The sequence below is a fragment of the Limnohabitans sp. JirII-31 genome, from assembly GCF_002778315.1.
Taxonomy (GTDB): domain Bacteria; phylum Pseudomonadota; class Gammaproteobacteria; order Burkholderiales; family Burkholderiaceae_C; genus Limnohabitans.
The window spans coordinates 578,275-592,141 of the sequence record NZ_NESA01000001.1 but is presented as its reverse complement, the minus strand read 5'-3'; the positions used below and the strand labels follow the sequence as shown (position 1 = coordinate 592,141).

13 protein-coding genes are annotated in these 13,867 nt (G+C 58.2%); 12 read left to right on the top strand and 1 reads right to left on the bottom strand.

Translation table 11 applies throughout. The features are described 5' to 3' along the window. Positions 1-74: 74 nt before the first annotated feature. Positions 75-1,259, top strand: coding sequence for a 4-hydroxybenzoate 3-monooxygenase (gene pobA, locus B9Z41_RS02815; protein WP_100144753.1), 1,185 nt, complete (start codon positions 75-77; stop codon positions 1,257-1,259). A 14-nt stretch (positions 1,260-1,273) separates the two neighbouring features. On the opposite strand, the gene B9Z41_RS02810 is transcribed toward pobA, so the two are convergent. Then, entirely contained in the window at positions 1,274-2,242 is a 969-nt protein-coding gene (locus B9Z41_RS02810) for a tripartite tricarboxylate transporter substrate binding protein (protein ID WP_158236126.1), read from the bottom strand. Between the two features lie 89 nt (positions 2,243-2,331). Here B9Z41_RS02810 and B9Z41_RS02805 point away from each other — a divergent pair, with 89 nt between their 5' ends. From B9Z41_RS02805 to B9Z41_RS02755, 11 genes are all read left to right on the top strand, one after another. After that, the gene (locus tag B9Z41_RS02805; protein ID WP_100144749.1) at positions 2,332-3,363 is read left to right on the top strand and encodes a sialidase family protein; all 1,032 of its coding nucleotides are present in this window, start codon (positions 2,332-2,334) and stop codon (positions 3,361-3,363) included. Continuing rightward, complete coding sequence (locus tag B9Z41_RS02800; RefSeq protein ID WP_100144747.1) at positions 3,360-4,034, top strand: aspartate/glutamate racemase family protein; 675 nt, start codon at positions 3,360-3,362, stop codon at positions 4,032-4,034. Before B9Z41_RS02805 ends, B9Z41_RS02800 begins: the two co-directional genes overlap by 4 nt. A gap of 15 nt (positions 4,035-4,049) precedes the next feature. Beyond that, the gene (locus tag B9Z41_RS02795) at positions 4,050-5,021 is read left to right on the top strand and encodes a tripartite tricarboxylate transporter substrate binding protein (RefSeq protein ID WP_100144745.1); all 972 of its coding nucleotides are present in this window, start codon (positions 4,050-4,052) and stop codon (positions 5,019-5,021) included. 19 nt (positions 5,022-5,040) lie between these two features. Continuing rightward, positions 5,041-5,838 carry an HpcH/HpaI aldolase/citrate lyase family protein gene (locus tag B9Z41_RS02790; protein ID WP_100144743.1) on the top strand — a complete coding sequence of 266 codons (798 nt, stop codon included), beginning with the start codon at positions 5,041-5,043 and terminating at the stop codon, positions 5,836-5,838. 5 nt (positions 5,839-5,843) lie between these two features. Then, the gene (locus B9Z41_RS02785) at positions 5,844-6,710 is read left to right on the top strand and encodes an amidohydrolase family protein (protein ID WP_100144741.1); all 867 of its coding nucleotides are present in this window, start codon (positions 5,844-5,846) and stop codon (positions 6,708-6,710) included. Between the two features lie 9 nt (positions 6,711-6,719). Beyond that, positions 6,720-8,135, top strand: a complete 1,416-nt coding sequence (gene tcuA / locus B9Z41_RS02780) for an FAD-dependent tricarballylate dehydrogenase TcuA (protein ID WP_100144739.1) — start codon at positions 6,720-6,722, stop codon at positions 8,133-8,135. After that, positions 8,122-9,294 carry a tricarballylate utilization 4Fe-4S protein TcuB gene (tcuB, locus tag B9Z41_RS02775; RefSeq protein WP_100144737.1) on the top strand — a complete coding sequence of 391 codons (1,173 nt, stop codon included), beginning with the start codon at positions 8,122-8,124 and terminating at the stop codon, positions 9,292-9,294. The genes tcuA and tcuB overlap by 14 nt, the downstream gene beginning before the upstream one ends. Before the next feature lie 34 nt (positions 9,295-9,328). Beyond that, positions 9,329-10,303: a tripartite tricarboxylate transporter substrate binding protein gene (locus tag B9Z41_RS02770; protein ID WP_100145118.1), complete on the top strand. Its 975-nt coding sequence runs from the start codon at positions 9,329-9,331 to the stop codon at positions 10,301-10,303. Between the two features lie 28 nt (positions 10,304-10,331). Next, on the top strand, positions 10,332-11,132 hold the full coding sequence (locus B9Z41_RS02765) for a substrate-binding domain-containing protein (RefSeq protein ID WP_100144735.1): 801 nt from the start codon (positions 10,332-10,334) through the stop codon (positions 11,130-11,132). Positions 11,133-11,154: 22 nt separating this feature from the next. Continuing rightward, positions 11,155-12,081, top strand: coding sequence for a CoA transferase (locus tag B9Z41_RS02760; protein ID WP_100144732.1), 927 nt, complete (start codon positions 11,155-11,157; stop codon positions 12,079-12,081). 323 nt (positions 12,082-12,404) lie between these two features. After that, complete coding sequence (locus B9Z41_RS02755) at positions 12,405-13,859, top strand: ShlB/FhaC/HecB family hemolysin secretion/activation protein (protein ID WP_199172917.1); 1,455 nt, start codon at positions 12,405-12,407, stop codon at positions 13,857-13,859. The last annotated feature ends 8 nt before the right edge of the window (positions 13,860-13,867 follow it).

The window sequence follows — 13,867 nt, the reverse complement described above, 5'->3', positions numbered from 1 at the left end:
AAGCTGACTTTGCATGACATACACAAGAGGCCGCAGCACTTTATGCTTTGCTGCATTCAAAACGGAGACACACCATGCGTACACAAGTCGCCATCATCGGTGCCGGCCCATCAGGCCTTTTGCTCGGAGCCTTGCTGCACAAAGCGGGCATCGACAACATCATCCTAGAGCGCCAAAGCGGTGACTATGTCCTGGGACGTATCCGTGCTGGAGTGTTGGAGCAGGTCACGGTCGACTTGCTCGATGAGGTGGGTGTGAGCAAACGTTTGCACCACGAGGGTCTGGTGCATGGCGGCATTGAATTGCTGTTTGCAGGCAAACGCCACCGCATCGACATGAACAAACTCACCGGTGGCAAAAACGTGGTGGTCTATGGTCAAACCGAAGTCACCCGTGATTTGATGGATGACAGGGCCACCAAAGGGCTGACCACCATCTACGACGCACACGACGTCCATGTGCACGATTTCGACAGCGCCAACCCCCGTGTGACCTACACAAAAGATGGTCAAAGCCACACCTTAGAGTGTGATTTCATTGCGGGCTGTGATGGCTTTCACGGCGTGTGCCGTGCCAGCGTGCCCGAAGGATCCATCACCGAATACGAAAAGGTCTACCCCTTTGGCTGGCTGGGCATCTTGGCCGATGTGCCGCCCGTCTCTCATGAACTGATCTATGCCAACACCGACCGTGGCTTCGCCCTGTGCTCCATGCGCAGTGCCACTCGAAGCCGCTACTACGTGCAGGTGCCTTTGACCGACAAGGTGGAGGAGTGGTCAGACGAGCGCTTCTGGGCTGATTTGAAAAACCACCTCGACCCTGAGGCCCAAGCCAACTTGGTCACAGGCCCCTCAATTGAAAAAAGCATTGCCCCTCTGCGCAGCTTTGTGGCTGAGCCCATGCGTTTTGGCCGCATGTTTTTAGCAGGTGACGCCGCCCACATCGTGCCCCCCACGGGCGCCAAAGGCTTGAACCTGGCCGCCACCGATGTGAAGTACCTCAGCCACGCCTTGACCGAGTACTACGCCGAGAAAAGCGAAGCCGGCATTGACCACTACTCGCAACGCTGCTTGCGTCGTATTTGGCGGGCCGAACGTTTTTCGTGGTGGTTCACCTCACTCATGCACCAGTTTCCAGACACCGCAGGGTTTGGTCAAAAAGTGCAAGAGGCTGAGCTGGACTACTTGGTACACAGCGAGGCCGCCTCTCACTCATTGGCGGAAAACTACGTCGGGCTGCCCCTGAACTTTGGCGAATAAATTCAAGTTCAGCGTCAGTCGGGGCGAATATTGCCTTCGCGGATGATGCGCCCCCACTTGAGCGTCTCAGACTTGATGTACTGACCAAACTCCTCAGGCGTTGACCCCACCGGGTCGGTGCCCATGGCCAGCATCTTGTCGCGAATCTCGGGCAGTGCCATCACCTTGGCAATCTCTTGCTGTAACTTGCGAATGGTCTCCTTGGGTGTGCCTGCGGGTGCCACCAAGCCATACCAATTGAGCACCTCAAACCCCGGCACCACTTCTTGCACCGCAGGCACATCGGGCAAAAAAGCGACGCGTTTGTTACCCGTCACACCCAAGGCCTTGAGTCGACCTGCTTTGAGCTGCTGAGCGCCCGCTGCTGCGGCTTCAAACGTCATCTGCACCTGCCCGCCCATCACATCGCTGATGCTGGGTGCGCTGCCCTTGTAGGCCACGTGGACCATCTTCGAGCCCACGGCGGAACTGAACAACTCACCCGCCAAATGCGGCAAGCCCCCTGCCCCGCTGGACGAGTAATTCAGCACGCCTGGATTGGCCTTGGCGTACGACACCAACTCAGACAAAGTGTTGGCAGGAACCGCTGGGTTCGCAAACAAAACAAACGACAACGAAGCCACCTCGGTCACCGGCACAAATTGTTTGTCCACATTGAACGGCAAGTTGGCATAGAACGAAGGGTTGATGCTCAAGTTGCCCAACGTACCCAAAAACAAGGTGTAACCATCGGGCGCTGATTTGGCCACGTGGTCCATCGCGAGCACACCGTTGGCGCCCGGACGGTTGTCCACCAGCACCGATTGCCCAAGCGACTCAGACAGCTTGGGCGCCATCAAGCGAGCCACCATGTCGATGCCACCACCGGGCGGAAAACCAATCACCACGCGCACCGGTTTTTGAGGAAAGGCTTGTGCGAAAGCGCCCAGCACACACCCCAAAAATAAGGCCCCTCCAACTCCCCATTGTTTGATCTTCAGCACGGCTGTCTCCTTCATGACGGTTGCAGTTTTTATAGTCTCTATCATCCAGCGCACGCAATTTACCACCCCGTGCAAGGCTTGAACTGAGTATGAATTTGCAACCGCATGTCTATGTCGGCACCGCTGGGCACTCAGCTTGGTTCAGCGAGGACGGTGGCCTGAACTGGGTGCACCCCAACAGCCATTCGGGCATGTACCTCGAAGCCCGTGTGTGGAGTTTCGCCAGTCACCTAGAGCATCCCGACTGGCTGCTGGCTGGCACCGACATGGGTTTGTTCCAATGGCACGAAGCCAGTGCGCGGTGGACCGCCATTGCGTCGCCGCTGCAAGACGTGTGGGTGGCCGCCATCCACCCGCAAGACCCTCAGTTGTGGTTTGTCGGCAGCCGCCCAGCGGGCATTTGTCGCAGCCGTGACGGCGGTAAAACTTGGCAAGCGCTCCAAGTTCCAGGCTTGCAACAGTTCTCCACCATCAACATGGGGGCCACGCGGGTCACGCAAATTTTGTTTGATCCCCTGGACGTTCACACGGTGTGGCTGAGCGTTGAAATTGGCGGCATCTTTGTCAGTCATGACGACGGTGACACCTGGCATGCACGCGATCAAGGACTGATTTCTGCGGATGTGCATGGCATCGCCATCCTCGACCAACCCAATCACCAACGCCTGATGTACGCCACCACCAACCAAGGCCTGCACCGCAGCACCGATGGCGGTTTGCATTGGGAGTTCCAAGCCATCGACTCGCCCTGGCAATACACCCGCGCCATCGTGCCCCGGCTCGATCACACCGGCGTGGTGTTTCTCACCAACGGCAATGGCCCTCCGGGCAACCGGGGACGCCTGCTGATCAGCGAAGACTACGGCGCACACTGGCAAGAGGTGCTCTTGCCCGGCACCGTCAACAGCACGGTCTGGACCGTGGCCACCCATCCCTTACAACCCATGCATCTGTGGGCCTGTACCAACTTGGGCCAGGTCTTCGCCAGCCAAGATGGCGGTTGGCATTGGGAGCGCTTGCCCCAGGAGTTTGGCGAAATCCGTGCCCTGCACTGGCGACCTTTGCGTCCAGGCATACGCCAACAAGACCACTCCCTCACCCGTCGTATCGAACCTGTATGAACAACCCACTCCACATTGCGTTGATGGTTCCCATCAACAACACCACCATGGCCACCGAGTTGGTGGGCTGGCTGCCTTCAGGCACCGATTGTCAAACGCTGAAGATTCCGCGCGGTCAAGGTCTGCTCACGCGTGAGACCATTCCGGCCTACAAAGCCCAAGCGCTGGCACTGGCACAGACTTTGGTTGGGCAGCCCATTCAGGCTTTGGCCTACGGTTGCACCGCCGCCAGTTTTTTGTCTGGTGCGCAAGGTGACGCCGAGTTGTGTGCAGAACTTACCCAGTTGATTGGCAAGCCCGTCGTCACCACAGCCAGTGCCATGGTGAAAGCCTTGCAAGCGCAAGGAGCCCAACGCATTGGTTTGGTCACTCCTTACCACGACGAAGTCAATGATCAGCTCAAACGCTTCTTGGCCGATGGAGGGATTGATGTGGCGTCGTTTGACAGCTTGCGCGCCCCCAACGTGGACGCATTGGGGCGCATCACCTCCACCGAAGTGGCGCAGATGGCACGCCAAGTCATGACCGATGGTTGCGATGCCATGTTCATTGCCTGCTCGCAACTGCCCACCTTCGATATCTTGCAGGGCCTGAGCGCCGAATTCGGTCGCCCTGTGTTGTCTTCCATCCAGGCCACTGCCCAACAGTTGCGCGCCACCCTCCACCTTTAAATCATCAGGAACACCATGCACCGTTTGATGTTGCGCGTTTTTCATGTCGCCCTCGGCCTGCTGCTGATGCACAGCGCCATGGCGCAAAACACCTGGCCCAGCAAACCCATTCGCATCATCGTGCCGTTCGCTGCCGGCTCATTCACCGAAACAGCGGCGCGCACGCTCGGCGCGGAACTGACCAACCAATGGGGGCAGCCCGTGATTGTCGAAACCAAAGGCGGTGCAGGCAGCACAGTAGGCACCGACATGGTGGCCAAGTCAGCCCCCGATGGTTACACCTTGCTGGTCACCGACAACTCGTTTGCGGTGTCGTCTGCGCTCTACGACAAACTGCCGTATGACCCGGACAAAGACATCGTCAAAATCAGCACCATCGCCGAAGCACCTGCGGTGCTGATGGTCAAAGCTGACGCGCCTTACAAAACCTTGAAAGACTTGGTGGACCAAGCCCACAAGAGCCCGAAAACCTTGACCTATGGCTCAGGCGGTCAAGGCTCTTCCGCGCACTTGGCGACTGAACTTTTTTTCATCCAAGCCAATGCAGAACTCACCCATGTGCCCTACCGGGGCGTCGCCGCCGCCTTGCTCGACTTGATGGCCGGCCGCATTGATGTGGGTTTGTCCAGCGCAGGTTCCGCCGCACAGCACATCAAAGGTGGCAAGTTGCGCGGCCTGGCGGTGGTGGGCAAGGAGCGTCACCCACTCATCCCCGAGGTGCCCACCTTCACCGAAGCCGGCTACGGCAGCTATGAGATGGTCTATTGGTTTGGCCTGATGGCCCCTGCTGGTTTGCCGCCCGCCGTGCTGGCGCGCATTCAGCAAGGCGTGGCGCGTGCTGTGGAGCAACCCAAAGTGATCGAGGTGTTTGCCGCCACAGGCGCGCGCGCCGTGGCACGCAGCAGTACAGATTTCAGCAAGAAAGTTCAAGACGAATCACGCCTCTGGAAAAGCGTGGTGACCAAATCTGCCATCAAAGTTGAATAACCCGAAAGAAGAAACTGTCATGACCACACCAGCCTACCAAAATAAAGCCAAACAAGCCCTGCTCGCCGACCAACTGGTGTTGTGCATGGGTTTGCGCCAAGCGCGTACTGCAGACATCGGCCCGATGGCCGCTTCGTGCGGCTTTGATGCCATCTACGTCGACATGGAGCACAGCGCCATTTCGCACGACACCACCTCCGCCATTTGCGTGGCCGCTATTGGCCACGGCATCACGCCCTTCGTGCGTGTACCCGGCCACTTGGCCAGCGACATGAGCCGCGTACTCGATGGAGGTGCGCAAGGCATCATCATTCCGCACGTCAACACGGCAGAACAAGCCCAAGCCATCATCGCAGCTTGCAAATTTCCACCCATCGGACACCGCTCGGTCATGGGCGCCAACCCGGCCTTGGGCTACCAAGCGATTCCCCTGGCCGAGAACAACAGCCGCCTCAACCATGACACGGTGGTCATCGTGATGCTGGAAACGCCACAGGGCATTGAAAACGCCGAGGCCATTGCAGCCGTGGAAGGCGTGGACATGCTGTTGATTGGCTCCAACGATTTGTGTACCGAGATGGGTATCCCCGGACAGCTCAAGCACCCCAAGATCAAAGAAGCTTACGAAACCACCGCCGCAGCGTGTCGCAAGCATGGCAAGTTTTTGGGCGTTGGCGGTATTCGCGGTGACTTGGAATTGCAAAGCCAACTCACCGCACTGGGCGCGCGCTTCATCATTGCTGGCAACGACGTGGCGTATCTGATGTCCGCCGCACGACAAGACGTTCAGGCACTGCGTAAGGCCTGCGTAAAATAATTAGCATGCTTACACATCACGACGCAGAACCCGCGTTTCAGTCTCCCGCACTTGCTTGCGATGCCCATTTTCATGTGTTTGGACCGGCCGAGCGCTACCCCTACGCGGGTGGCTTGCGCTACACGCCACCCGTTGCTGAGCTGAGCGATTACCTTGGCTTGGCCGAGTTGCTAGGCATGAAACGCTTTGTGTTTGTGCAGCCCTCGGCCTATGGCCGTGACAACAGTTGCATGTTTGACGCCATGCGTCACATGGACCCTGCGCTGCGACGCGCCATTGTGGATGTGGACGAGCACATCTCAGACGCAGAACTCGCTGTCATGAACGATTTGGGCGTGCGGGGTGTGCGCATCAACGTGTCGCCTGTGCACCCTTACGAAGAAGGTTTACTAGAGCACATGCTGCCGCGCATTCAGCGCCTGGATGCGCGCTGCGCCGAGCTGGGCTGGCACCTCGACTTTTTGCTGCCCGGCTGGTTGACCCACAAAATGTTGCCCACCTTGGCGCAACTCAAAGTCGACCACAGCTTGGCCCACATGGGCATGTTCTTGGGTGCGCAAGGCCCACAGCAAGACGGCTTTGTGCAGTTGCTCGATTTGCTGAAAAACGGCCCTGGCAAAACCTGGATCAAGTTCACCGGCACCTACCGCATGGCCACGGCCCCTGCGTTTGACGACGCACTGCCGATGGCACAAGCCATCTTGGGCGTAGCCGCAGACCGCGTGATCTGGGGCAGCGACTACCCGCATTTGTCGTTCGCTGACAAAGTGGGTTCGGTGGCCTTGTTCAATTTGCTCAAAGACTGGGCCCCCGATGCCGCGACGCGGCAAAAAATTCTGCAAGACAATCCAGCCCGACTGTTTGGCTTTTAAGGACGAGGGATGAGTACCGATGTACTGGTGATAGGCGGCGGCAATGCCGCCTTGTGCGCAGCGCTGATGGCTGCAGAAGCGGGAGCCAGCGTGACCTTGCTGGAGGCTGCTCCCAAAGAATGGCGTGGCGGCAACTCGATGCACACACGCAACTTGCGTTGCATGCATGACGCCCCGCAAGACGTGTTGGTCGAGGCCTACCCCGAAGAAGAGTATTGGCAAGACCTGCTCAAAGTCACGGGCGGCATCACCAACGAAAAACTCGCCCGCTTGGTGATTCGCGCATCGTCTAACTGCCGCGACTGGATGCGCCAACACGGCGTGCACTTTCAGCCACCGCTATCAGGCACGCTGCATGTGGCCCGCACCAACGCGTTTTTCATGGGCGGGGGCAAAGCCCTGGTCAACGCCTACTTTCGCAGCGCCGAAGAACTGGGCGTGAAGGTGCGCTACAACGCCCCCGTCGACCACATCGAGATGGAAGATGGGCGTTTTGTGGCGGCCTATGTGGGCCAAGAACGCATCACCGCCAAAGCCTGCGTGTTGGCATGTGGCGGCTTTGAATCCAACCGTGAGTGGCTGCGCGAAGCCTGGGGTCAAAACGAATGGGGCGAATGGACAGCGGACAACTTTTTGGTCCGTGGCACCCGCTACAACCAAGGCCTCATGATCAAAGACCTCATGGCCCATGGCGCTGACATGATTGGCGACAAAACCCAAGCCCACATGGTGGCCATTGACGCACGTGCGCCGGAATACGACGGCGGCATTTGCACCCGCCTAGACTGTGTGTCGCTCGGTGTGGTGCTGAACCAAGAAGGCAAACGCTTCTACGATGAGGGCGAAGACTTTTGGCCCAAGCGCTACGCCATCTGGGGCCGCTTGGTGGCGCTGCAACCAGGGCAAATTGGCTACACCATCATCGACAGCAAAGCGATTGGTCGTTTCATGCCTCCGGTATTTGACGGCATCCAAGCCGACACCTTGCCCGAACTGGCCGCCTTGCTGGGCTTGCCTGTAGACACTTTCATGCACACCATCACCGAATTCAACCAAGCCTGCCGCGTCGGCACCTTTGACCACAACGTGCAAGACGACTGCCACACCGAAGGCATTACCCCTGCCAAAACGCATTGGGCACGTCCTATCGATACCGGCCCCTTCTATGGTTACGCATTGCGCCCTGGCATCACCTTCACCTATTTGGGCCTAAAAACCGACGAGACGGCCGCTGTGCGTTTCCAAGACAAACCCAGCGAGAACTTGTTTGCCGCGGGCGAGATCATGTCGGGCAATGTGCTGGGCAAAGGCTACACAGCCGGTGTTGGCATGTCCATTGGCACGGCCTTTGGCCGCATCGCAGGCAGCAACGCGGCACGCGCGGCGCTCGGCCACACACAAGGGGCAAACCATGCAAACGCTTGAAGCCCTGACCCAAGAAGCACGCGCTTTAGCGCAAGGTGCTCTGCCCCTGTCCACCGCCGAAGCCGAAGTGGCGCGGCAGCTGCAAATCTGTAATGCCTGTCGCTACTGCGAAGGGTTTTGCGCGGTGTTTCCTGCGATGACCCGCCGCCTTGAATTTGGCAAAGCCGATGTTCATTACCTGGCGAATCTGTGCCACAACTGTGGTGCCTGTTTGCATGCCTGCCAATACGCACCGCCCCATGTGTTTGCCGTCAACGTGCCCCAGTCCATGGCCCAGTTGCGTGGCCAAACCTACACCGACTACGCCTGGCCACCGGCCCTGGGTGCGCTGTACCAGCGCAACGGCCTCACGCTGTCGTTGGCGTTGGCGGCTGGCTTGACCTTGTTCTTGCTGCTGGCCTTGCAGTTCAATGGCACGCTGACAGCCCAAGGCTTGGGCGGCAACTTTTACAAAATCTTCCCGCACAACCTGTTGGTGGGTTTGTTTGCGCCCGTGTTCTTGTTTGCTGCACTGGCGTTGGGCTTGGGTGTGCGCCGTTTCTGGCGGGAAGTCACCCCAGCCACCAGCGGCGCGGCGCTCACACCACCCGCCACCGCCGAAGCCGCACACGATGTGCTGCGTCTGAGGTACTTAGAAGCTGGTCACGGCCAAGGTTGCAACAACGAAGACGACGCCTTCAGTCTGTCGCGTCAACGCGCCCACCACTTGACCTTCTATGGATTCATGTTGTGCTTTGCGGCCACCAGCGTGGCCACGCTGTACCACTATGTGCTGGGTTGGCAGGCACCGTATGACTTGCCCAGCTTGCCCAAAATTTTGGGCGTGGTGGGCGGGCTGAGTTTGCTGCTGGGCACGGTGGGCTTGTTCAAACTCAAATGGCAACGTCACCCCATGCACGGGGACGCCGCACAAAAACCCATGGACTATGGCTTCATCGCCCTGTTGTTTTTCACCAGCTTGACAGGCCTGGCCCTGTGGTTGGCGCGTGACAGCGCGGCCTTGCCGGCCTTGCTGGCAGCTCACCTAGGCGTGGTGATGGCCTTGTTTGCCACCCTGCCCTACGGCAAGTTCGCGCATGGCGTGTTTCGCACCGCCGCGCTGCTGCGCTATGCCGTGGAAAAACGTCAACCCAAAACCATCGGCTTGAGCGGCGAGTAAGCTCTCGGCTGTCATGACTGTCACGAAAGTTCCCATGATCACCACCACACGTCGCCATCTCAGTCTGTGCTTGCTCAGCGGTCTGCTGGCCTTCTCGGCAACCGCGCAAGACTTCCCTCCCAAAAAATCGATCACCATGGTGGTCGGCTTCGCTGCTGGTGGTGCCGCCGACACAGCGGCACGCATCATTGCCAAGAAGCTCGGCGAGAACATCGGGGCCTCGGTCGTCATCGACAACAAGGGCGGCGCTGGTGGCAACATTGCGCACCAATACACGGCCACAGGCCCCACCGATGGCAGCTTGATTTTGTTTGGCTCGGTCGGCCCACTCACCATCGCACCACACTTGGTGAAGTTGCCTTATGACCCGGTCAAAGACTTGGCCCCCATCACCATGGGCGTGAACTTTCCCAATGTGCTGGTGGTCCACGCAGGCACAGGCATCAAGACTTTTGCCGAGTACATTGCCTATGCCAAGAAGAACCCCGGCAAGCTTGACTACGCATCCACCGGCCCAGGTTCCGCATCACACCTGGCCGGCGAACTGCTCGACGACATGGCCAAGATCGAGACCGTCCACGTGCCCTACAAAGGCGGTGCGCCGGCCCTGCAAGACTTGTTGGGTGGTCGCGTGTCGTCTTACTTCTCGACCTACTCCACCTCACAGGCCTACATCGACAACGGCAAACTGATTCCCTTGGCCAGCACAGGCACACAACGCCTGCGTTCGTTGCCCAATATTCCGACCATTGCCGAGTCGGGCTATCCAGGCTTCAGCGCCACCAACTGGTACGCGTTCGTTGCTTCCTCCAAAGTGCCTACGGCCATCTTGGACCGCTGGAATGTGGAGTTGGTCAAAGTGCTGAAGTCTCCGGATGTGGTGGAGCAACTCAACAGCCACGGCCTGACTCCGCTGCCCGGTACGCGCAATGAATTGGCTACTTACATGGCCAAAGAAACAGCCACCTGGGGCCGTGTGATTCGCGAGCGCAAGATCACTGCCGAATAATTTTTCATTGACCAAATCGAGACACACCATGAACCTCCGTTCTTTCTCTGCTCCTTCGTTGACGCGCCGCTTAGGCCTGCTTGGCCTGGGTCTGTTTGTCTTTGCAGCCCAACTGGTGCACGCCGCAGAAATTCGCGTCATCACCTCCGGCGCATTCACCGAGGCCTACAAGCAACTGGTGCCCATGTACGAACAGGCTTCCGGCAACAAAGTCATCAGCGCGTTCGGTGCGTCGGTGGGCAATGCGCCTGACTCGATTCCCAGCCGCTTCGCGCGTGGCGAAAAGTTTGATCTGGTGATCTTGTCCGAAGGTGGCCTGGAAGCCCTGATGGCGCAAGGCAAATTGGTCAAAGGCAGTCGCGTTGACTTGGCCCGCTCGCAAATCGGTGTGGCTGTGCGCAAAGGCACGCCCAAGCCCGACATCAGCACCGTCGAAGCATTGAAGAAAACCTTGCTCGAAGCCAAATCCATCGCCTACTCGGCCAGCGCCAGTGGCACCTATTTGTCGACTGAGTTGTTCCCCAAGCTGGGCGTAGCTGAGCAAATGAAGGTGACTGCCAAACGCATCATGAGCGAGCGCGTGGGCGCGGTGGTGGCACGCGGCGATGCCGAGCTGGGCTTTCAGCAAGTGAGCGAACTGATTTACTTCAAAGAACTCGACTTCGTGGGCACCTTGCCCGATGCGGTGCAGCAAACCATCTTCTTCTCGTCAGCTTTGGTCGAAGGTTCGCAAGAGCAAGAAGCGGCCAAGCACTTGGTGCGTTTTCTGAGCTCTGCCTCGGTGGCCAAGCTGGTCCGTGAGACCGGCCTCGATCCTGCCAGCCGCTGATTCGCCGCAGATAATTGGGCGCATGACGCTGCCCACTTCTGCCGATTCCAAGCCCCGCCCCCTGTCCCCTCTGAAGGGGGTGCGCATTCTCAGTCTTGCGCTCAATCTGCCAGGTCCTGCAGCGCTCATGCGCTTGCATGGCATGGGTGCCCACTGCACCAAGCTCGAACCGTTGGCCCCAACAGGAGCCGCGACTGCCGACCCGATGGGGCTGTACAAACCGGCGGCCTACGAGGCCATGCACCAGAGCGTGCAGGTGGTGCAAGCTGACTTGAAAACCGAGCGCGGTCAAGCCCGCTTGCACAAGCTCTTGGCACGCACCGATGTGCTGATCACCTCGTTTCGTCCCTCTGCTCTGACCAAACTTGGACTCGGCTGGAGGGCGCTGCACCGCCAATACCCGGCCCTGTGCATGGTCAGCGTGGTGGGTGCTTTGGGTGCGCGGGCCGAAGAACCCGGACACGACCTGACCTATTTGGCCGAGAACGGCTTGGTCAATGGCTTGGACATGCCTGCCAGCCTGTATGCCGACATGGGCGGCTCTTTGTTGACCACCGAAGCGGTGTTGCAAGCCCTGCTGATGCGCCAACGCTCTGGGCGTCTATTCGGTCGCGGCGTGTTTCAAGAGATTGCCTTGAGCGATGCGGCGGCTTATTTGGCCCTGCCACGCAGTTGGGGCTTGACCACACCAGACGGGGACGTGGGCGGTGCCCATGCGGGCTACCGTATTTATGCCTGCAAAAACGGCCGCGTGGCTGTGGCAGCCCTAGAGCCTCACTTTGCCGCGCGCTTGTGCGAAGCCGCAGGCTTGCCTCAAGGGGCCGCACAGCAGATGCACAAACGCAGCACCCACCAAGCTTTGGCAACATTTTTTGCCAACCAAACACGGCAGCAACTGGATCGGCTGGCCAATGCCAAAGATATTCCGCTGCACACCTTGCCCATGTAAGCCTAAAAGGCTGGCAATGACTATTTAAACTTAAAAGTAAACTTAATAGTTATTTATTGACTAGAATTCATCAAAATGAATTCTTTAATGTCAATTTATTAACTATTATGAATTTTAACAATTCGAAGTGTCAAAAGCTGTGTGTGTGGCTAGCACTGCTGACATGCTCGATTGGGGCCGTGTTTGCGCAAACAGCTCCTGGCATTGGCAGCATCTTGCAGCAAGTGCGTCCAGGCCCAACACAGCCAACGACCAGTCCGTCCTTTTCTTACCACCTCCCCCCCCTTCAAGATGCGATAGCACCTGGCGGACCACAACTTGAAGTGCTGGCAATCACATTCACAGGCAACACCGTCATCGACAACGACAGCCTGACGAAAGCGGTAGGTCTGACATCCGGTGCGCGCTTAGACCTTGCCGGCCTGCACAACTTAGCCGCTCGGATCACGCAGTTGTATCAAGCCCTTGGCTACCCTTTCGCCAGTGCTCAAGTTCCTGAGCAAACGGTCAACGATGGTGTCGTTCGTCTCGACATTACCGAAGGGCGCTATGGGCAAATTCAACCTCAGAGCACTGAACCAGAATTAGCCGAACAAGCACAGCCCTTTCTCAGCGATTTGCAAAGCGGTGAGGTAATTTATGGGCCCAGCTTGGAGCGGGCTAGCTTGATCTTGTCTGACCTGCCCGGCATCGGTATCAGCCCGGTCATCAGCCCTGGCAGTAAGGCTGGTACGGGTGACTTGGAGGTACAAGTCTCACGTGCGTCTGCCGTCAACGGCAGCCTTGGCTTAGACAACTACGGCAACCGTTACAGCGGCCAAGCCCGCACGCGCGGCAACCTGTCAATCAATAGCCCATTTGCGCTGGGCGATCAAATCAACCTCTCAGGGCTTTACACGCAAGAAGACATGTGGCTTGGCAATGCCAACTACAGCCGCCCCTTGGGTGGCAGTGGTTTACGCGCCACCCTGGGCTACGCCACCACCAGCTACAAACTCGGCAAAGAATTTGCGAGTTTGAGTGCCTATGGAACTGCCAAGATCAACAGCGCTGGGTTGACTTATCCGTGGCTGCGCTCTCAACAATCCAATGTCAACCTCAACGTCAGCTATCAACACAGCCGACTCAACGACAACACAGAAATCACCAGCACACACAGCAGCAAAAGCAGCGAAACCATTCCTTTGAGCCTGCTGTTCGACCACCGAGACAGTTTGGGACAAGGCGGTGTGACCTACGGCAACCTCACCTGGACATCGGGCAAGTTGTATTTGGACAGCACCCTAGCAGCCAACGACAGTGGGCAAACCAGAGGAAGCTTTAAAAAAGTCGTGCTCGACGTCAGCCGCGTTCAAAACCTGCCCGAATCGTGGAGCTTGTTCACTCGACTGAATCGCTCTTGGGCAGGCAAAAACCTCGATTCATCTGAAAACTTTTCACTTGGTGGCCCAACGTCCGTGCGCGCCTATCCAGTGGGCGAAGCACCAGGCGATCAAGGATTCTTCACACAGGTTGAGCTGCGCTACGGCCTAGCGCTGTGGACTCCTTTCCTCTTCTATGACATGGGACGAATCAAGGTCAACGCCAAACCTGAGCTGCTCAGCACACCCAGCGCAGACAAAGTTCGTGCAGGAGGCGGCATTGGCGTGCGCTATGCCGATGGGCAATTCAGCGGCGATGCCTTGTTGAGCTGGCGCAGCCAAGGTGGCACCCCTCAGGCGGACACCAGCAGCGATCCAAGACCACGCCTGTGGGTCAGCCTTAACCGTTACTTCTAAGCACCTCA

What these genes read in the sequence shown, in the direction of transcription:
- pobA (WP_100144753.1), top strand. Translation starts at nt 75, where the DNA reads ATGCGTACACAAGTCGCCATCATCGGTGCCGGCCCATCAGGCCTTTTG.
- B9Z41_RS02805 (WP_100144749.1), top strand. Translation starts at nt 2,332, where the DNA reads ATGAATTTGCAACCGCATGTCTATGTCGGCACCGCTGGGCACTCAGCT.
- B9Z41_RS02800 (WP_100144747.1), top strand. Translation starts at nt 3,360, where the DNA reads ATGAACAACCCACTCCACATTGCGTTGATGGTTCCCATCAACAACACC.
- B9Z41_RS02795 (WP_100144745.1), top strand. Translation starts at nt 4,050, where the DNA reads ATGCACCGTTTGATGTTGCGCGTTTTTCATGTCGCCCTCGGCCTGCTG.
- B9Z41_RS02790 (WP_100144743.1), top strand. Translation starts at nt 5,041, where the DNA reads ATGACCACACCAGCCTACCAAAATAAAGCCAAACAAGCCCTGCTCGCC.
- B9Z41_RS02785 (WP_100144741.1), top strand. Translation starts at nt 5,844, where the DNA reads ATGCTTACACATCACGACGCAGAACCCGCGTTTCAGTCTCCCGCACTT.
- tcuA (WP_100144739.1), top strand. Translation starts at nt 6,720, where the DNA reads ATGAGTACCGATGTACTGGTGATAGGCGGCGGCAATGCCGCCTTGTGC.
- tcuB (WP_100144737.1), top strand. Translation starts at nt 8,122, where the DNA reads ATGCAAACGCTTGAAGCCCTGACCCAAGAAGCACGCGCTTTAGCGCAA.
- B9Z41_RS02770 (WP_100145118.1), top strand. Translation starts at nt 9,329, where the DNA reads ATGATCACCACCACACGTCGCCATCTCAGTCTGTGCTTGCTCAGCGGT.
- B9Z41_RS02765 (WP_100144735.1), top strand. Translation starts at nt 10,332, where the DNA reads ATGAACCTCCGTTCTTTCTCTGCTCCTTCGTTGACGCGCCGCTTAGGC.
- B9Z41_RS02760 (WP_100144732.1), top strand. Translation starts at nt 11,155, where the DNA reads ATGACGCTGCCCACTTCTGCCGATTCCAAGCCCCGCCCCCTGTCCCCT.